10 protein-coding genes, 4 tRNA genes, 1 other RNA gene and 1 pseudogene are annotated in these 13,991 nt (G+C 49.5%); 15 read left to right on the forward strand and 1 reads right to left on the reverse strand.

The genetic code is table 11. The annotated features are described in order from the left end of the window. Positions 1 to 521 precede the first annotated feature (521 nt). Positions 522 to 1,559, forward strand: a complete 1,038-nt coding sequence (gene murB / locus SGBXF1_RS01415) for a UDP-N-acetylmuramate dehydrogenase (protein WP_186427718.1) — start codon at positions 522 to 524, stop codon at positions 1,557 to 1,559. Next, the gene (gene birA, locus SGBXF1_RS01420) at positions 1,556 to 2,518 is read left to right on the forward strand and encodes a bifunctional biotin--[acetyl-CoA-carboxylase] ligase/biotin operon repressor BirA (RefSeq protein ID WP_037426912.1); all 963 of its coding nucleotides are present in this window, start codon (positions 1,556 to 1,558) and stop codon (positions 2,516 to 2,518) included. Before murB ends, birA begins: the two co-directional genes overlap by 4 nt. A gap of 44 nt (positions 2,519 to 2,562) precedes the next feature. Here the strand turns inward: birA and coaA are convergent, their stop codons facing one another. Then, complete coding sequence (gene coaA, locus SGBXF1_RS01425) at positions 2,563 to 3,513, reverse strand: type I pantothenate kinase (RefSeq protein WP_037426910.1); 951 nt, start codon at positions 3,511 to 3,513, stop codon at positions 2,563 to 2,565. Positions 3,514 to 3,988: 475 nt separating this feature from the next. Between coaA and SGBXF1_RS01430 the strand changes: the two genes are divergently transcribed. The 13 genes and pseudogenes from SGBXF1_RS01430 (at position 3,989) to rpoB (ending at position 13,923) form a co-directional block, all read left to right on the forward strand. Next, a tRNA-Thr gene (locus tag SGBXF1_RS01430) sits at positions 3,989 to 4,064 on the forward strand. A gap of 24 nt (positions 4,065 to 4,088) precedes the next feature. Next, positions 4,089 to 4,173: transfer RNA gene (locus tag SGBXF1_RS01435), tRNA-Tyr, on the forward strand. Between the two features lie 46 nt (positions 4,174 to 4,219). Continuing rightward, positions 4,220 to 4,334, forward strand: a non-coding RNA gene (locus SGBXF1_RS01440) — RtT sRNA. A 37-nt stretch (positions 4,335 to 4,371) separates the two neighbouring features. Further along, positions 4,372 to 4,446 (forward strand) — tRNA-Gly (locus tag SGBXF1_RS01445). Between the two features lie 6 nt (positions 4,447 to 4,452). Continuing rightward, positions 4,453 to 4,528, forward strand: a tRNA-Thr gene (locus tag SGBXF1_RS01450). A gap of 109 nt (positions 4,529 to 4,637) precedes the next feature. Further along, a pseudogene (gene tuf, locus SGBXF1_RS01455) lies at positions 4,638 to 5,821 on the forward strand (elongation factor Tu). A gap of 258 nt (positions 5,822 to 6,079) precedes the next feature. Continuing rightward, entirely contained in the window at positions 6,080 to 6,463 is a 384-nt protein-coding gene (gene secE / locus SGBXF1_RS01460; RefSeq protein WP_020828746.1) for a preprotein translocase subunit SecE, read from the forward strand. 1 nt (position 6,464) lies between these two features. Further along, on the forward strand, positions 6,465 to 7,010 hold the full coding sequence (gene nusG, locus SGBXF1_RS01465; RefSeq protein WP_004953928.1) for a transcription termination/antitermination protein NusG: 546 nt from the start codon (positions 6,465 to 6,467) through the stop codon (positions 7,008 to 7,010). Positions 7,011 to 7,167: 157 nt separating this feature from the next. Continuing rightward, positions 7,168 to 7,596, forward strand: a complete 429-nt coding sequence (gene rplK, locus SGBXF1_RS01470) for a 50S ribosomal protein L11 (RefSeq protein ID WP_015376316.1) — start codon at positions 7,168 to 7,170, stop codon at positions 7,594 to 7,596. 3 nt (positions 7,597 to 7,599) lie between these two features. After that, positions 7,600 to 8,304, forward strand: a complete 705-nt coding sequence (rplA, locus tag SGBXF1_RS01475) for a 50S ribosomal protein L1 (protein ID WP_012004742.1) — start codon at positions 7,600 to 7,602, stop codon at positions 8,302 to 8,304. A gap of 331 nt (positions 8,305 to 8,635) precedes the next feature. Beyond that, a complete protein-coding gene (rplJ, locus tag SGBXF1_RS01480; RefSeq protein WP_037425754.1) occupies positions 8,636 to 9,133 on the forward strand; it encodes a 50S ribosomal protein L10 in 498 nt (165 codons plus the stop codon). Between the two features lie 62 nt (positions 9,134 to 9,195). Beyond that, positions 9,196 to 9,561, forward strand: coding sequence for a 50S ribosomal protein L7/L12 (gene rplL, locus SGBXF1_RS01485; RefSeq protein ID WP_012004743.1), 366 nt, complete (start codon positions 9,196 to 9,198; stop codon positions 9,559 to 9,561). A 333-nt stretch (positions 9,562 to 9,894) separates the two neighbouring features. Then, positions 9,895 to 13,923: a DNA-directed RNA polymerase subunit beta gene (gene rpoB / locus SGBXF1_RS01490; RefSeq protein WP_037425757.1), complete on the forward strand. Its 4,029-nt coding sequence runs from the start codon at positions 9,895 to 9,897 to the stop codon at positions 13,921 to 13,923. Positions 13,924 to 13,991 lie beyond the last annotated feature (68 nt).

Below are 13,991 nucleotides of genomic sequence, written 5' to 3' on the forward strand. Positions count from 1 at the left end.
CAAAGTAGAAAGCCCCATGCGAAAGCATGGGGCTTTTTACTGTGTCTGCTCTCCGGAGTTTGGCGCTGGCATGGAGATTAATATGACAACAAGGCCACCCTTACGGAAGGCCTTGTTGTTATGTGCGAAAGTAAAAAGCTGCGCAGACATGCTGCGCCTTAAGTTCAGGCACCCTTCTGGTCCCCTCCAAATACAAGTCAGTCAGTTATATTTATAATTAGCCTTAATGTTTAAAGGAAATGAGCAACTCCAGCCATATATAAACAGGACTGAATAGAATTCTTTAACCTGTGGAAATAAACGCTAATGCGAGGATATTGCTGACACTTATCAGGCTGTTCATTATATTCATTTCCTTATCTCGTTAATTTATATAGAAATTACCTTATAAAACAATTAGAAGTATTTACCCTATAGATGATCTCAAGATAAAAGCAATATCAGTGAAAACAAATATTAGCCTCGAGAGCTGAATCGAGTAGACTAGGTGAAGGTTCATTTCCGTATAGGTAATTATCGTTATGTCTACTGAAAGCGCGTCATTAAAAAAACACAATACTTTTGCGCTCCAGGCCAACGCAGCGCATCTGGTCATTGCAGATACCATCGAATTAATGATCAAGGTTTGGCAGAAAACGCAGAAACGTCAAGAGCCACTGCTGGTACTCGGTGAGGGGAGTAACGTCCTATTTCTTGAGGACTTTTCTGGTACGGTCATGATCAATCAATTAAAAGGCATCGATATCAGAGAAGAGAAAGATGCCTGGTTTCTCCACGTTAGCTCGGGCGAGAGTTGGCATGATTTGGTCTGCCGCACTCTGGAAACAGGTATTCCTGGGCTAGAGAACCTTGCATTGATCCCCGGTTTAGTTGGCTCAGCCCCCATCCAAAATATTGGTGCCTATGGCATTGAGCTCAAGAACGTATGTGACTATGTCGATCTGCTGGATCTGAAAACGGGCGCCATCGATCGTATTTCGGCATCAGATTGTGGGTTTGGTTACCGTGAAAGTATTTTCAAACACCGTTTCCAGAAGGGCCACATTATTGTTGGTGTGGGCCTACGTCTGAACAAGCAATGGAACCCGATGCTGAATTATGGCGATCTAACGAAGCTGGATCCGGCAACGGTAACACCACGTCAGGTGTTTGACTCCGTGTGTGCGATGCGCCGCAGTAAACTACCTGACCCTAAGGTGACGGGTAATGCCGGCAGTTTCTTCAAAAACCCACTGGTCAGCAATGAAAAGGCGGCTACGATGATTGCTCAATTCCCTGGTATGCCACATTACCCACAGCAAGATGGGCAGGTGAAGCTGGCTGCTGGCTGGCTGATTGATCAGTGTAAGCTTAAGGGGCATCAGATTGGCGGTGCGGCGGTACATAGCCAGCAGGCACTTGTTCTGGTTAATTTGGATAATGCTACCAGCCAGGATGTCGTCGCTCTGGCTCGGTATGTACGTAATACTGTAGCGGCAAAGTTCGATGTATGGTTAGAGCCCGAGGTTCGCTTTATCGGTGCGGACAGTGAATTAAATGCCGTAGAGGTTCTCTCATGAAGGATACCAAAGTTCCTCTTAAGCTCATTGCAATACTAGCCGATGGCAACTTCCACTCTGGCGAGCATCTTGGCGAATTGCTGGGTATGAGCCGTGCTGCAATTAATAAACATATCCAGACCATTCGCGAATGGGGTTTGGACGTGTTTACGGTACCAGGGAAAGGCTATAGTTTACCGAGCCCAATTCAATTGCTGGATGTTGAACGTATACTCAGCCAATTAACAGATAAGCGTGTCACTGTGCTACCTGTTGTGGATTCCACCAATCAATATCTGCTGGACCGTATCACCGAACTGCAATCGGGCGATGCCTGTGTCGCAGAGTATCAGCAAGCGGGTCGTGGTCGGCGGGGGCGTCAATGGATCTCGCCTTTTGGTGCCAACCTGTACCTCTCAATGTTTTGGCGTTTGGATCAGGGACCCGCGGCAGCAATGGGTCTGAGTTTGGTGATTGGCATCGTGATGGCTGAGGTGCTGAAAGATCTCGGCGCTGAAGATGTCAGGGTCAAATGGCCAAATGATCTATACCTCAACGATCGCAAACTGGCCGGGATTTTGGTCGAGTTAACGGGGAAAACAGGTGATGCGGCGCAATTGGTGATTGGCGCAGGTATTAATTTAGCGATGCGCGAAACCAATGCCAATGCGATTAATCAGGGCTGGATAAATCTGCAGGAAGCGGGAATCAACATTGACCGTAATGAATTGGCTGCGACCTTGCTCAATGAATTACGTCAATCGCTGAGGCAGTTTGAAATTGATGGATTGGCACCGTTTATTGCTCGTTGGCGTGCGTTAGACAACTTTATTGATCGGCCTGTTAAGCTATTAATCGGTGAGCAACAGATTTTTGGTATTGCCCGGGGAATCGATCAACAAGGTGCATTACTGCTTGATCAAAATGGTGTAATTAAACCATTCATTGGCGGTGAAATATCTCTGCGCAGTGCTGATTGATTATTTTTAATAAGGGGCGTGAAGCCCCTTATTATGTATTTTCTTTATTTACGTAACCGTACGTTTTCAACGGCGTGATTAGCACTTTTAGTCATGATTAGACTAGCACGTTCGCGAGTGGGTAGTATATTTTCCTGTAAATTCAGACCATTAATCTCTGTCCATAATTGTGTGGCTATATTTATAGCCTCAGGCTCAGGTAGCTTTGAGTAGTTATGGAAATAAGAGTCAGGGTTAGAGAAAGCGCCCTGGCGGAATTTAAGAAATCGATTGATATACCAGGTTTGCAGCAGCTCTTCAGGCGCGTCAACATATATTGAAAAATCAACAAAGTCAGAAACAAACACACGATGTGGATCGTGAGGATAATCCATCCCGCTTTGTAATACGTTCAGCCCTTCAAGAATAAGAATATCTGGTTGCTCGATGACTTTATTACCGTCAGGAACAACATCATAAATCAGATGAGAATAAACTGGAGCGGTCACGCGCTTGGCGCCAGATTTTACTTCAGAAACGAATTTGACCAGGCTATGCATATCGTAGGACTGTGGAAAGCCCTTTTTCTTCATCAGCCCACGTTCGTTTAGCACCTTGTTAGGATGCAAAAAACCGTCAGTGGTGATCAGTTCGACGCTGCGGTGTTCCGGCCAGCTGCTGAGCAATGCCTGAAGTAAACGTGCGGTAGTGCTTTTGCCAACGGCAACGCTGCCAGCAATGCCGATAACGTAGGGGATTTTTTGTCCGTCTGTTCCGAGGAATTGCTCAAGCACGGCCTGACGGCGCAGGTTGGAACTGATATAGAAGTTCAACAACCGTGATAGCGGCAGATAAATCTGCGCTACCTCTTCCAAAGAGAGATCTTCGTTAATCCCTTTCAGTTTAACAATCTCTTCTTCTGACAGTGTCAGCGGCACCGAGTTTCGCAGCGCAGCCCATTGGGTACGATCGAACTGAAGATAAGGCGTCGCTAAAGATTGATCTCTTTTTATCATAAGCCAAATTCTGCCTGTTAACGCAGGTTGGGAAAGGCGCCGGACGCCAACTCCAGATAATAAACAAGCTGCATATTATAGACAGCTTCGTTTTTGGCGTAGACTTTTTTCGCAAAAGTTGGCGATTAGTATGAGTTTATGTCAATTGTGAGAAGCGCAACGCAGTAGAGGGCGAAGTGCTTGTTAAGCGGTATCAACCAAGAGCGATACCGTTTTCATGTCGCGATGTATCCCTTTTGCACATAGGTTTACTAAGGGGTTCTTAACTGCCGCGTGGGAGAAATGTTCCATTGATTCTTGCAAAGGTAATTAGGCTATAGAAAATGACGTCTGAAATTGATTAATGTTTGCACGGCGTACACGTCAAATTGCCAGGTAGTATGCAAAATTGGGCGTTTTGTGAGCGAAAGTGCAGCTAACGCAATTTTTTTGTTGCATAGACCGTCCGCTCTACCTAGAATGCGCTGCACTTGATGCCGGCTTAGCTCAGTTGGTAGAGCAACTGACTTGTAATCAGTAGGTCACCAGTTCGATTCCGGTAGCCGGCACCAATCAAGTCACAGTAGTTAAAATCTGGTGGGGTTCCCGAGCGGCCAAAGGGAGCAGACTGTAAATCTGCCGTCACAGACTTCGAAGGTTCGAATCCTTCCCCCACCACCATATCTTGCCTTCGGCAGTTAACTGGCCAGCGATAAACTCGCAACGGTTAAATTGCAGAAGGGGAAGGCGAAAGCCTTCGGCAAGAATCGAGTTGTGCAGCGCTAGCGCAGCCGGCCCGAAGGGTGAGAGTTAAGCGACGAACAATCCTTCTCTTCCCTAAAAATTCTACAGAAAAGTCAGGTAGCCGAGTTCCAGGATGCGGGCATCGTATAATGGCTATTACCTCAGCCTTCCAAGCTGATGATGTGGGTTCGATTCCCACTGCCCGCTCCAAGATGTGCTGATATAGCTCAGTTGGTAGAGCGCACCCTTGGTAAGGGTGAGGTCGGCAGTTCGAATCTGCCTATCAGCACCACTTCTTATAATCTCGCCCCCTGATTTTCTTTCTGTTCTGGATTCAACAAGCAAATGCTTGGTTGATGTGGTGATACCACCGATTTATCCGTGTCTTAGAGGGACAATCGATGTCTAAAGAAAAGTTTGAACGTTCAAAACCGCACGTTAACGTCGGTACTATCGGCCACGTTGACCACGGTAAAACTACCCTGACTGCAGCAATCACCACCGTTCTGGCTAAAACCTACGGCGGTTCTGCACGTGCTTTCGACCAGATCGATAACGCGCCAGAAGAAAAAGCTCGTGGTATCACCATCAACACTTCCCACGTTGAATATGACACCCCGACTCGTCACTACGCGCACGTTGACTGCCCAGGGCACGCCGACTACGTTAAAAACATGATCACCGGTGCTGCTCAGATGGACGGCGCTATCCTGGTTGTTGCTGCGACTGATGGCCCAATGCCACAGACCCGTGAGCACATCCTGCTGGGTCGTCAGGTTGGCGTTCCTTTCATCATCGTATTCATGAACAAATGCGACATGGTTGATGATGAAGAGCTGCTGGAACTGGTAGAAATGGAAGTTCGTGAACTTCTGTCTGCTTATGACTTCCCTGGTGATGACCTGCCAGTTGTTCGTGGTTCAGCGCTGAAAGCACTGGAAGGCGAAGCTGAGTGGGAAGCTAAAATCATCGAACTGGCTGGCTACCTGGATTCTTACATCCCAGAACCAGAGCGTGCTATCGACAAGCCGTTCCTGCTGCCAATCGAAGACGTATTCTCCATCTCCGGTCGTGGTACTGTAGTTACCGGTCGTGTAGAGCGCGGTATCGTTAAAGTTGGCGAAGAAGTTGAAATCGTTGGTATCAAAGACACCGTTAAGTCTACCTGTACTGGCGTTGAAATGTTCCGCAACTGCTGGACGAAGGCCGTGCTGGTGAGAACGTAGGTGTTCTGCTGCGTGGTATCAAGCGTGAAGACATCGAACGTGGTCAGGTACTGGCTAAACCAGGTTCAATCAAGCCACACACCAAATTCGACTCAGAAGTCTACATCCTGAGCAAAGAAGAAGGTGGTCGTCACACTCCATTCTTCAAAGGCTACCGTCCACAGTTCTACTTCCGTACAACTGACGTGACCGGTACCATCGAACTGCCAGAAGGCGTAGAGATGGTAATGCCAGGCGATAACGTGAACATGGTTGTAACCCTGATTCACCCAATCGCGATGGACGACGGTCTGCGTTTCGCAATCCGTGAAGGCGGCCGTACTGTAGGCGCTGGTGTTGTTGCTAAAGTTATCGCTTAATCGCTGATAACGTTTGACGCGACACGCGGTAAAAGGGCATCATTTGATGCCCTTTTTCTACGCTGTGAACTAGAACCTATCTCATCAGCGATTTTGCAGTCATAATCATTGGTGAGATGGGCTCTTAAAGCCGTATTGACTGAGATACGTCATAGCGTAAAACACCGAAATGCTGCCAAGCGGCATTTGATCGGTTTGGTTTGTCTTGCTGTGCGAGGCAAAGTTGTCTGTTCTGAATTCATTGTGACAGGTTGGTTTATGAGTGCGAATACCGAGGCTCAAGGGAGCGGGCGCGGCCTGGAAACGGCTAAGTGGCTGATCGTCGCCGTTCTGTTGGTTGTAGCGATTGTCGGTAACTATTACTACCGTGATTTCAGCCTGCCATTACGTGCACTGGCTGTTGTAGTGGTTATCGCTGTTGCTGGCGCTGTAGCGCTGATGACCACCAAAGGCAAGGCCACCGTTGCGTTTGCTCGCGAAGCGCGTACAGAAGTGCGCAAGGTGATCTGGCCAACTCGTCAGGAAACGCTACATACCACGTTGATCGTTGCCGCGGTAACTGCCGTGATGTCACTGATTCTGTGGGGCCTGGATGGTATTCTGGTCCGTCTGGTATCGTTTATTACTGGCCTGAGGTTCTAAAATGTCTGAAGCTCCAAAAAAACGTTGGTACGTCGTTCAGGCGTTTTCCGGTTTTGAAGGTCGCGTAGCGCAATCGCTGCGTGAACACATCAAACTGCACGATATGGAAGAGCTGTTCGGCGAAGTCATGGTGCCTACGGAAGAAGTCGTTGAAATCCGTGGTGGCCAGCGTCGTAAAAGTGAACGTAAGTTCTTCCCAGGCTATGTACTGGTGCAGATGGTGATGAATGACGCCAGCTGGCACTTGGTGCGTAGCGTTCCACGCGTTATGGGTTTCATCGGCGGTACCTCTGACCGTCCGGCACCGATCAGCGATAAAGAAGTTGATGCGATTATGAACCGCCTGCAGCAGGTTGGTGATAAGCCGCGTCCTAAAACGCTGTTCGAACCGGGTGAACTGGTCCGTGTTAACGATGGTCCATTCGCTGACTTCAACGGTGTCGTTGAAGAAGTGGATTACGAGAAGAGCCGTTTGAAAGTTTCTGTTTCCATCTTTGGGCGTGCAACGCCGGTGGAACTGGACTTTGCTCAGGTTGAAAAAGGCTGATCAATTAATCAGCAATAAGTGGTTTTTGCCGCTTGTCATAGGCGCGAAATTGAACTATAATTTCGCGCCTTTTGTTTTTATAGACCTTGCTCGTTGAGCGGGGTTAAACACGGGGAGCCTCTATTGAGGCGATATTACCCAAACCGAGGAATTGTAAATGGCCAAGAAAGTACAAGCCTACGTTAAGCTGCAAGTTGCAGCCGGTATGGCTAACCCAAGTCCGCCAGTTGGTCCAGCTCTGGGTCAGCAAGGCGTTAACATCATGGAATTCTGTAAGGCGTTCAATGCTAAGACTGACAGCGTTGAGAAAGGTCTGCCGATTCCGGTTGTTATTACTGTTTATTCTGATCGCTCCTTCACTTTCGTTACCAAAACCCCGCCAGCAGCAGTTCTGCTGAAAAAAGCGGCTGGTATCAAGTCTGGTTCAGGCAAGCCGAACAAAGACAAAGTAGGTAAAGTGACTCGTGCTCAGGTACGTGAAATCGCAGAAACCAAAGCTGCGGACATGACTGGTTCTGACGTTGAAGCGATGACTCGCTCCATCGAAGGTACTGCTCGTTCCATGGGCCTGGTAGTGGAGGATTAAGAAATGGCTAAGCTGACCAAGCGCATGCGCGTGATCCGTGACAAAGTTGATGCTACTAAACAGTATGACATCACCGAAGCTGTTGCTCTGCTGAAAGAGCTGGCCACCGCTAAATTCGTAGAAAGCGTTGACGTTGCTGTTAACCTCGGCATCGACGCTCGCAAATCTGACCAAAACGTTCGTGGCGCTACCGTTCTGCCAAACGGCACCGGTCGTTCCGTTCGCGTTGCCGTATTTGCCCAAGGCCCTAACGCTGAAGCAGCTAAAGCTGCTGGCGCAGAGCTGGTAGGTATGGAAGATCTGGCAGACCAGATCAAGAAAGGCGAAATGAACTTCGACGTTGTTATTGCTTCCCCGGATGCAATGCGCGTTGTTGGTCAACTGGGCCAGATCTTGGGTCCACGTGGCCTGATGCCAAACCCGAAAGTGGGTACCGTTACTCCGAACGTTGCTGAAGCAGTGAAAAACGCTAAAGCAGGTCAGGTCCGTTATCGTAACGACAAAAACGGCATCATCCATACCACTATCGGTAAGGTTGATTTCGAGTCAGACAAGCTGAAAGAAAACCTGGAAGCCCTGCTGGTTGCGCTGAAAAAAGCAAAACCATCTCAGGCGAAAGGCGTGTACATCAAGAAAGTTAGCCTCTCCACCACCATGGGTGCTGGCGTAGCTATCGATCAAAGCGGCCTGACTGCTGTAGCGAACTAATCGCCCTGCGATTATCGCTTTGACTTGGGGGTAAGATTTGTCTAGAATCTTATGCCCCAAGGTTTTGCTATTGGCTTGCCCATAGTGAAACAAAAGATTTTTCGGTTGGAGCCTGGCCTATCCAGGCCTCCGTCCAAGACCGCAGGTGTATCGAAAGGTACTTAATCTTTCCTGCGTAGACGGTGACAGAGCCTAAAGAAAATTTTTAAATTGTCTTTGCTGGATTCTGCTCACCGTGTTTGAACGCTCTCACTGCGTGATTTATCACAAGGTGTTGAGTGATGTGAGTGCCGGGGATTTCCCCCCGGCTAAATCCAGGAGCAAAAAGCTAATGGCATTAAATCTTCAAGACAAACAAGCGATTGTTGCTGAAGTCACCGAAGTAGCCAAAGGCGCGCTGTCTGCGGTTGTTGCGGATTCCCGTGGCGTTACCGTTGATAAAATGACTGAACTGCGTAAAGCAGGTCGTGAAGCTGGCGTTTACATGCGTGTTGTTCGTAACACCCTGATGCGTCGCGTAGTTGAAGGCACTCCATTCGAATGCCTGAAAGACACGTTCGTCGGTCCTACCTTGATTGCATTTTCTCATGAACACCCGGGCGCTGCTGCTCGTCTGTTCAAAGATTTCGCGAAAGCGAATGCAAAGTTCGAGATTAAAGCTGCGGCCTTTGAAGGTGAGCTGATCCCGGCGGCACAAATTGACCGCTTGGCAACTCTGCCTACTTACGATGAAGCAATCGCACGCCTGATGGCAACCATGAAAGAAGCCGCTGCTGGCAAATTGGTTCGCACTCTGGCTGCACTGCGCGATCAGAAAGAAGCGGCATAAGCCCTTTTTCTTATCCGTTGCTTACGTATTTAAACTATTTCTGAATTTTAGGAACATTTGTTATGTCTATCACTAAAGACCAAATTATCGAAGGCGTTGCAGCTCTGTCTGTAATGGAAATCGTTGAACTGATCGCCGCTATGGAAGAGAAGTTCGGTGTTTCTGCTGCTGCTGTAGCTGCAGGTCCTGCTGCTGCTGCTGAAGCTGTTGAAGAAAAAACTGAATTCGACGTTGTACTGAAAGGTATCGGCGCGAACAAAGTTGCAGTAATCAAAGCAGTACGTGGCGCAACTGGCCTGGGTCTGAAAGAAGCTAAAGACCTGGTTGAGTCTGCACCAGCAGCACTGAAAGAAGGCATCAGCAAAGACGACGCTGAAGCACTGAAAAAAGCTCTGGAAGAAGCTGGCGCTGAAGTTGAAGTTAAATAAGCCACTGCTTTCTGAGTGCAGTCTGTTTTAACTAACAGACTGATGGCTGGTGACTTTTTGGTCACCAGCCTTTTTGCGCTGTAGGGCGTCAGTAGAGTTTCACACTGTTTGGCTACTGGCTAACCCCAATATTTCTTTCTATCGACGACTTAATATATTGCCCTCCCTGCCGCAGCAAAATCTGCCGTACAGTGCAACGAAATGATTTAAGCGTGATAGAAACGAGTATTGCGGAAAGTGTTCCCGCTTTCCGGTCGACAAAATGGTGTTGCGTGAACCGTCCTATATCCGGACGGACAGAGTGGGTCACTGATCAGCGAGCTGAGGAACCCTATGGTTTACTCCTATACCGAGAAAAAACGTATTCGTAAGGATTTTGGTAAGCGTCCACAAGTTTTGGACATACCATATCTCCTTTCTATCCAGCTTGACTCGTTCCAGAAGTTTATCGAGCAAGATCCAGAAGGGCAATACGGCTTAGAAGCCGCATTCCGTTCTGTTTTCCCTATCCAGAGCTACAGTGGCAATTCGGAGCTGCAATACGTTAGCTACCGTCTTGGTGAGCCGGTCTTCGACGTCAAAGAGTGCCAGATCCGTGGTGTGACGTTCTCTGCACCGCTGCGCGTAAAACTGCGCCTGGTAATCTATGAGCGTGAAGCTCCGGAAGGTACGGTCAAAGACATCAAGGAACAAGAAGTCTATATGGGCGAAATTCCGCTCATGACCGAAAACGGCACCTTTGTGATCAACGGTACTGAGAGGGTTATCGTATCTCAGCTTCACCGTAGTCCTGGCGTATTCTTTGACAGCGATAAGGGTAAAACCCATTCATCGGGTAAAGTGCTGTATAACGCACGTATCATCCCTTACCGCGGTTCATGGTTGGATTTCGAGTTTGACCCGAAAGACAACCTGTTTGTACGTATTGACCGTCGCCGTAAATTGCCTGCGACCATCATTCTGCGTGCACTGAACTACACCACTGAGCAGATCCTTGACCTGTTCTTTGCGAAAGTAGTTTTCGAGATCCGTGATAACAAGCTGCAGATGGAGCTGGTTCCAGAACGTCTGCGTGGTGAAACTGCTTCGTTTGATATCGAAGCCAACGGCAAGATCTACATTGAGAAAGGCCGTCGTATCACCGCTCGTCATATCCGTCAGCTCGAAAAAGACGAAATTCAGAGTATTGAAGTACCGGTTGAGTACATCGCGGGCAAAGTGGTCGCGAAGGACTATATCGATACCAATACTGGTGAGCTGATCTGCGCAGCCAACATGGAGCTGTCGCTGGATCTGCTGGCCAAACTGAGCCAGTCAGGCCACAAGCGTATTGAAACGCTGTTCACCAACGATCTGGATCATGGTGCGTACATCTCTGAGACTGTACGTGTCGATCCAACAAGTGATCGTCTGAGCGCGCTGGTAGAAATCTACCGCATGATGCGCCCTGGTGAGCCGCCAACGCGCGAAGCTGCTGAAAGCCTGTTCGAGAACCTGTTCTTCTCTGAAGACCGCTATGATCTGTCAGCGGTTGGTCGTATGAAGTTCAACCGTTCTCTGCTGCGTGACGAGATCGAAGGTTCGGGCATCCTGAGCAAAGACGACATCATTGAAGTGATGAAGAAGCTCATCGATATCCGTAACGGTAAAGGCGAAGTGGACGATATCGATCACTTGGGCAACCGTCGTATCCGTTCCGTCGGCGAAATGGCTGAGAACCAGTTCCGTGTAGGTCTGGTACGTGTTGAGCGTGCGGTTAAAGAACGTCTGTCTCTGGGCGATCTGGATACCCTGATGCCACAGGACATGATCAACGCCAAGCCAATTTCGGCAGCGGTGAAAGAGTTCTTCGGCTCCAGCCAGCTGTCTCAGTTTATGGACCAGAACAACCCGTTGTCTGAGATTACGCACAAACGTCGTATCTCTGCATTGGGCCCAGGCGGTCTGACCCGTGAACGTGCCGGCTTTGAAGTTCGAGACGTACACCCGACCCACTACGGTCGTGTGTGTCCAATCGAAACGCCGGAAGGTCCAAACATCGGTCTGATCAACTCCTTGTCCGTGTACGCACAGACGAACGAGTATGGCTTCCTGGAAACCCCGTACCGCCGTGTGCGTGACGGTTTGGTTACCGATGAAATCAACTATCTGTCTGCTATTGAAGAAGGCAACTTCGTTATCGCTCAGGCGAACTCCAACCTGGATGATGACGGCCGCTTCGTAGAAGACCTGGTCACCTGTCGTAGCAAAGGCGAATCAAGCCTGTTCAGCCGCGACCAGGTTGACTATATGGACGTATCAACCCAGCAGGTTGTTTCCGTTGGTGCTTCACTGATTCCATTCCTGGAACACGATGACGCCAACCGTGCATTGATGGGTGCGAACATGCAACGTCAGGCGGTTCCAACCTTGCGTGCTGACAAGCCGCTGGTAGGTACCGGTATGGAACGTGCTGTAGCTGTTGACTCCGGTGTTACTGCCGTAGCTCGACGTGGCGGTGTGATCCAGTACGTGGATGCTTCCCGTATCGTTATCAAAGTTAACGAAGACGAGATGCACGCGGGCGAAGCAGGTATCGATATTTATAACCTGACCAAGTACACCCGTTCTAACCAGAACACCTGTATCAACCAGATGCCGTGTGTGAATCTGGGTGAGCCAATCGAGCGCGGCGACGTGCTGGCAGATGGCCCGTCCACTGACCTGGGTGAATTGGCGCTGGGCCAGAACATGCGCGTGGCGTTCATGCCGTGGAACGGCTACAACTTCGAAGACTCCATCTTGGTGTCCGAGCGTGTTGTTCAGGAAGATCGCTTCACTACCATCCACATTCAAGAACTGGCGTGTGTGTCTCGCGACACCAAGTTGGGGCCTGAAGAGATTACTGCTGACATCCCTAACGTGGGTGAAGCTGCGCTCTCTAAACTGGATGAGTCCGGTATCGTGTATATCGGTGCTGAAGTGACCGGTGGTGACATTCTGGTTGGTAAGGTAACACCAAAAGGTGAAACCCAGCTGACGCCAGAAGAGAAGCTGCTGCGTGCGATCTTCGGTGAGAAGGCATCTGACGTTAAAGATTCCTCTCTGCGTGTACCAAACGGCGTTTCCGGTACGATTATTGACGTGCAGGTCTTCACCCGCGATGGCGTGGAAAAAGACAAGCGTGCGTTGGAAATCGAAGAGATGCAGCTGAAGCAGGCGAAGAAAGACCTGACTGAAGAACTGCAGATCCTGGAAGCTGGCCTGTTTACACGTATCCATGCAGTGCTGGTTGCCGGTGGCGTCGAAGCTGAGAAGCTGAGCAAGCTGCCACGCGATCGCTGGCTGGAACTGGGTCTGACCGACGAAGAGAAGCAAAACCAGCTGGAACAGTTGGCAGAGCAGTACGACGAGCTGAAATCCGACTTCGAGAAGAAGCTGGACGCTAAGCGTCGTAAGATCACCCAGGGCGATGATCTGGCACCAGGCGTGCTGAAAATCGTTAAGGTTTATCTGGCCGTTAAACGTCAGATCCAACCGGGTGACAAGATGGCAGGCCGCCACGGTAACAAGGGTGTTATCTCCAAGATCAACCCGATCGAAGATATGCCTTACGATGAAAACGGCACGCCGGTTGACATCGTACTGAACCCGCTGGGCGTACCATCACGTATGAACATCGGTCAGATCCTGGAAACCCACCTGGGTATGGCTGCGAAAGGCATTGGTGAGAAGATCAACCAAATGCTGAAGCAGCATCAGGAAGTGGCTAAGCTGCGTGAGTTCATTCAGAAGGCTTACGATCTGGGCGACGATGTCTGCCAGAAAGTTGACTTGAACACCTTCACCGACGACGAAGTACTGCGTCTGGCAGAGAACCTGAAAAAAGGTATGCCAATCGCAACGCCGGTGTTTGATGGTGCGAAAGAGACTGAAATCAAGCAACTGCTGGAAATGGGCGGGATCCCAACCTCGGGTCAGATTACGCTGTTCGATGGCCGTACCGGTGAGCAATTCGAGCGCCAGGTTACCGTTGGCTATATGTACATGCTGAAACTGAACCACTTGGTTGACGATAAAATGCACGCCCGTTCAACCGGTTCTTACAGCTTGGTTACTCAGCAACCGCTGGGTGGTAAGGCGCAGTTCGGTGGTCAACGCTTCGGTGAGATGGAAGTGTGGGCACTGGAAGCATACGGCGCAGCTTATACCCTGCAGGAAATGCTTACCGTTAAGTCGGATGACGTTAACGGCCGTACCAAGATGTACAAAAACATCGTGGATGGCGATCACCGCATGGAACCAGGCATGCCGGAGTCCTTCAACGTACTGTTGAAAGAAATCCGCTCGCTCGGTATCAACATCGAACTGGAAGACGAGTAATCGTTTTTCCGGCTCAGGCTCCCGGCCTTAGGGAGCCTGAGGGTGGTTGTTCAGGTCACACGGGCGCG

It is taken from the genome of Serratia grimesii, from assembly GCF_900186025.1.
GTDB lineage: Bacteria > Pseudomonadota > Gammaproteobacteria > Enterobacterales > Enterobacteriaceae > Serratia > Serratia grimesii.

Excerpts from the sequence above, each read along its gene's own strand:
- rplL (WP_012004743.1), top strand. The coding sequence starts at position 9,196 with ATGTCTATCACTAAAGACCAAATTATCGAAGGCGTTGCAGCTCTGTCT.
- birA (WP_037426912.1), top strand. The coding sequence starts at position 1,556 with ATGAAGGATACCAAAGTTCCTCTTAAGCTCATTGCAATACTAGCCGAT.
- nusG (WP_004953928.1), top strand. The coding sequence starts at position 6,465 with ATGTCTGAAGCTCCAAAAAAACGTTGGTACGTCGTTCAGGCGTTTTCC.
- coaA (WP_037426910.1), bottom strand. The coding sequence starts at position 3,513 with ATGATAAAAAGAGATCAATCTTTAGCGACGCCTTATCTTCAGTTCGAT.
- rplJ (WP_037425754.1), top strand. The coding sequence starts at position 8,636 with ATGGCATTAAATCTTCAAGACAAACAAGCGATTGTTGCTGAAGTCACC.
- rplK (WP_015376316.1), top strand. The coding sequence starts at position 7,168 with ATGGCCAAGAAAGTACAAGCCTACGTTAAGCTGCAAGTTGCAGCCGGT.
- murB (WP_186427718.1), top strand. The coding sequence starts at position 522 with ATGTCTACTGAAAGCGCGTCATTAAAAAAACACAATACTTTTGCGCTC.
- rpoB (WP_037425757.1), top strand. The coding sequence starts at position 9,895 with ATGGTTTACTCCTATACCGAGAAAAAACGTATTCGTAAGGATTTTGGT.
- rplA (WP_012004742.1), top strand. The coding sequence starts at position 7,600 with ATGGCTAAGCTGACCAAGCGCATGCGCGTGATCCGTGACAAAGTTGAT.
- secE (WP_020828746.1), top strand. The coding sequence starts at position 6,080 with ATGAGTGCGAATACCGAGGCTCAAGGGAGCGGGCGCGGCCTGGAAACG.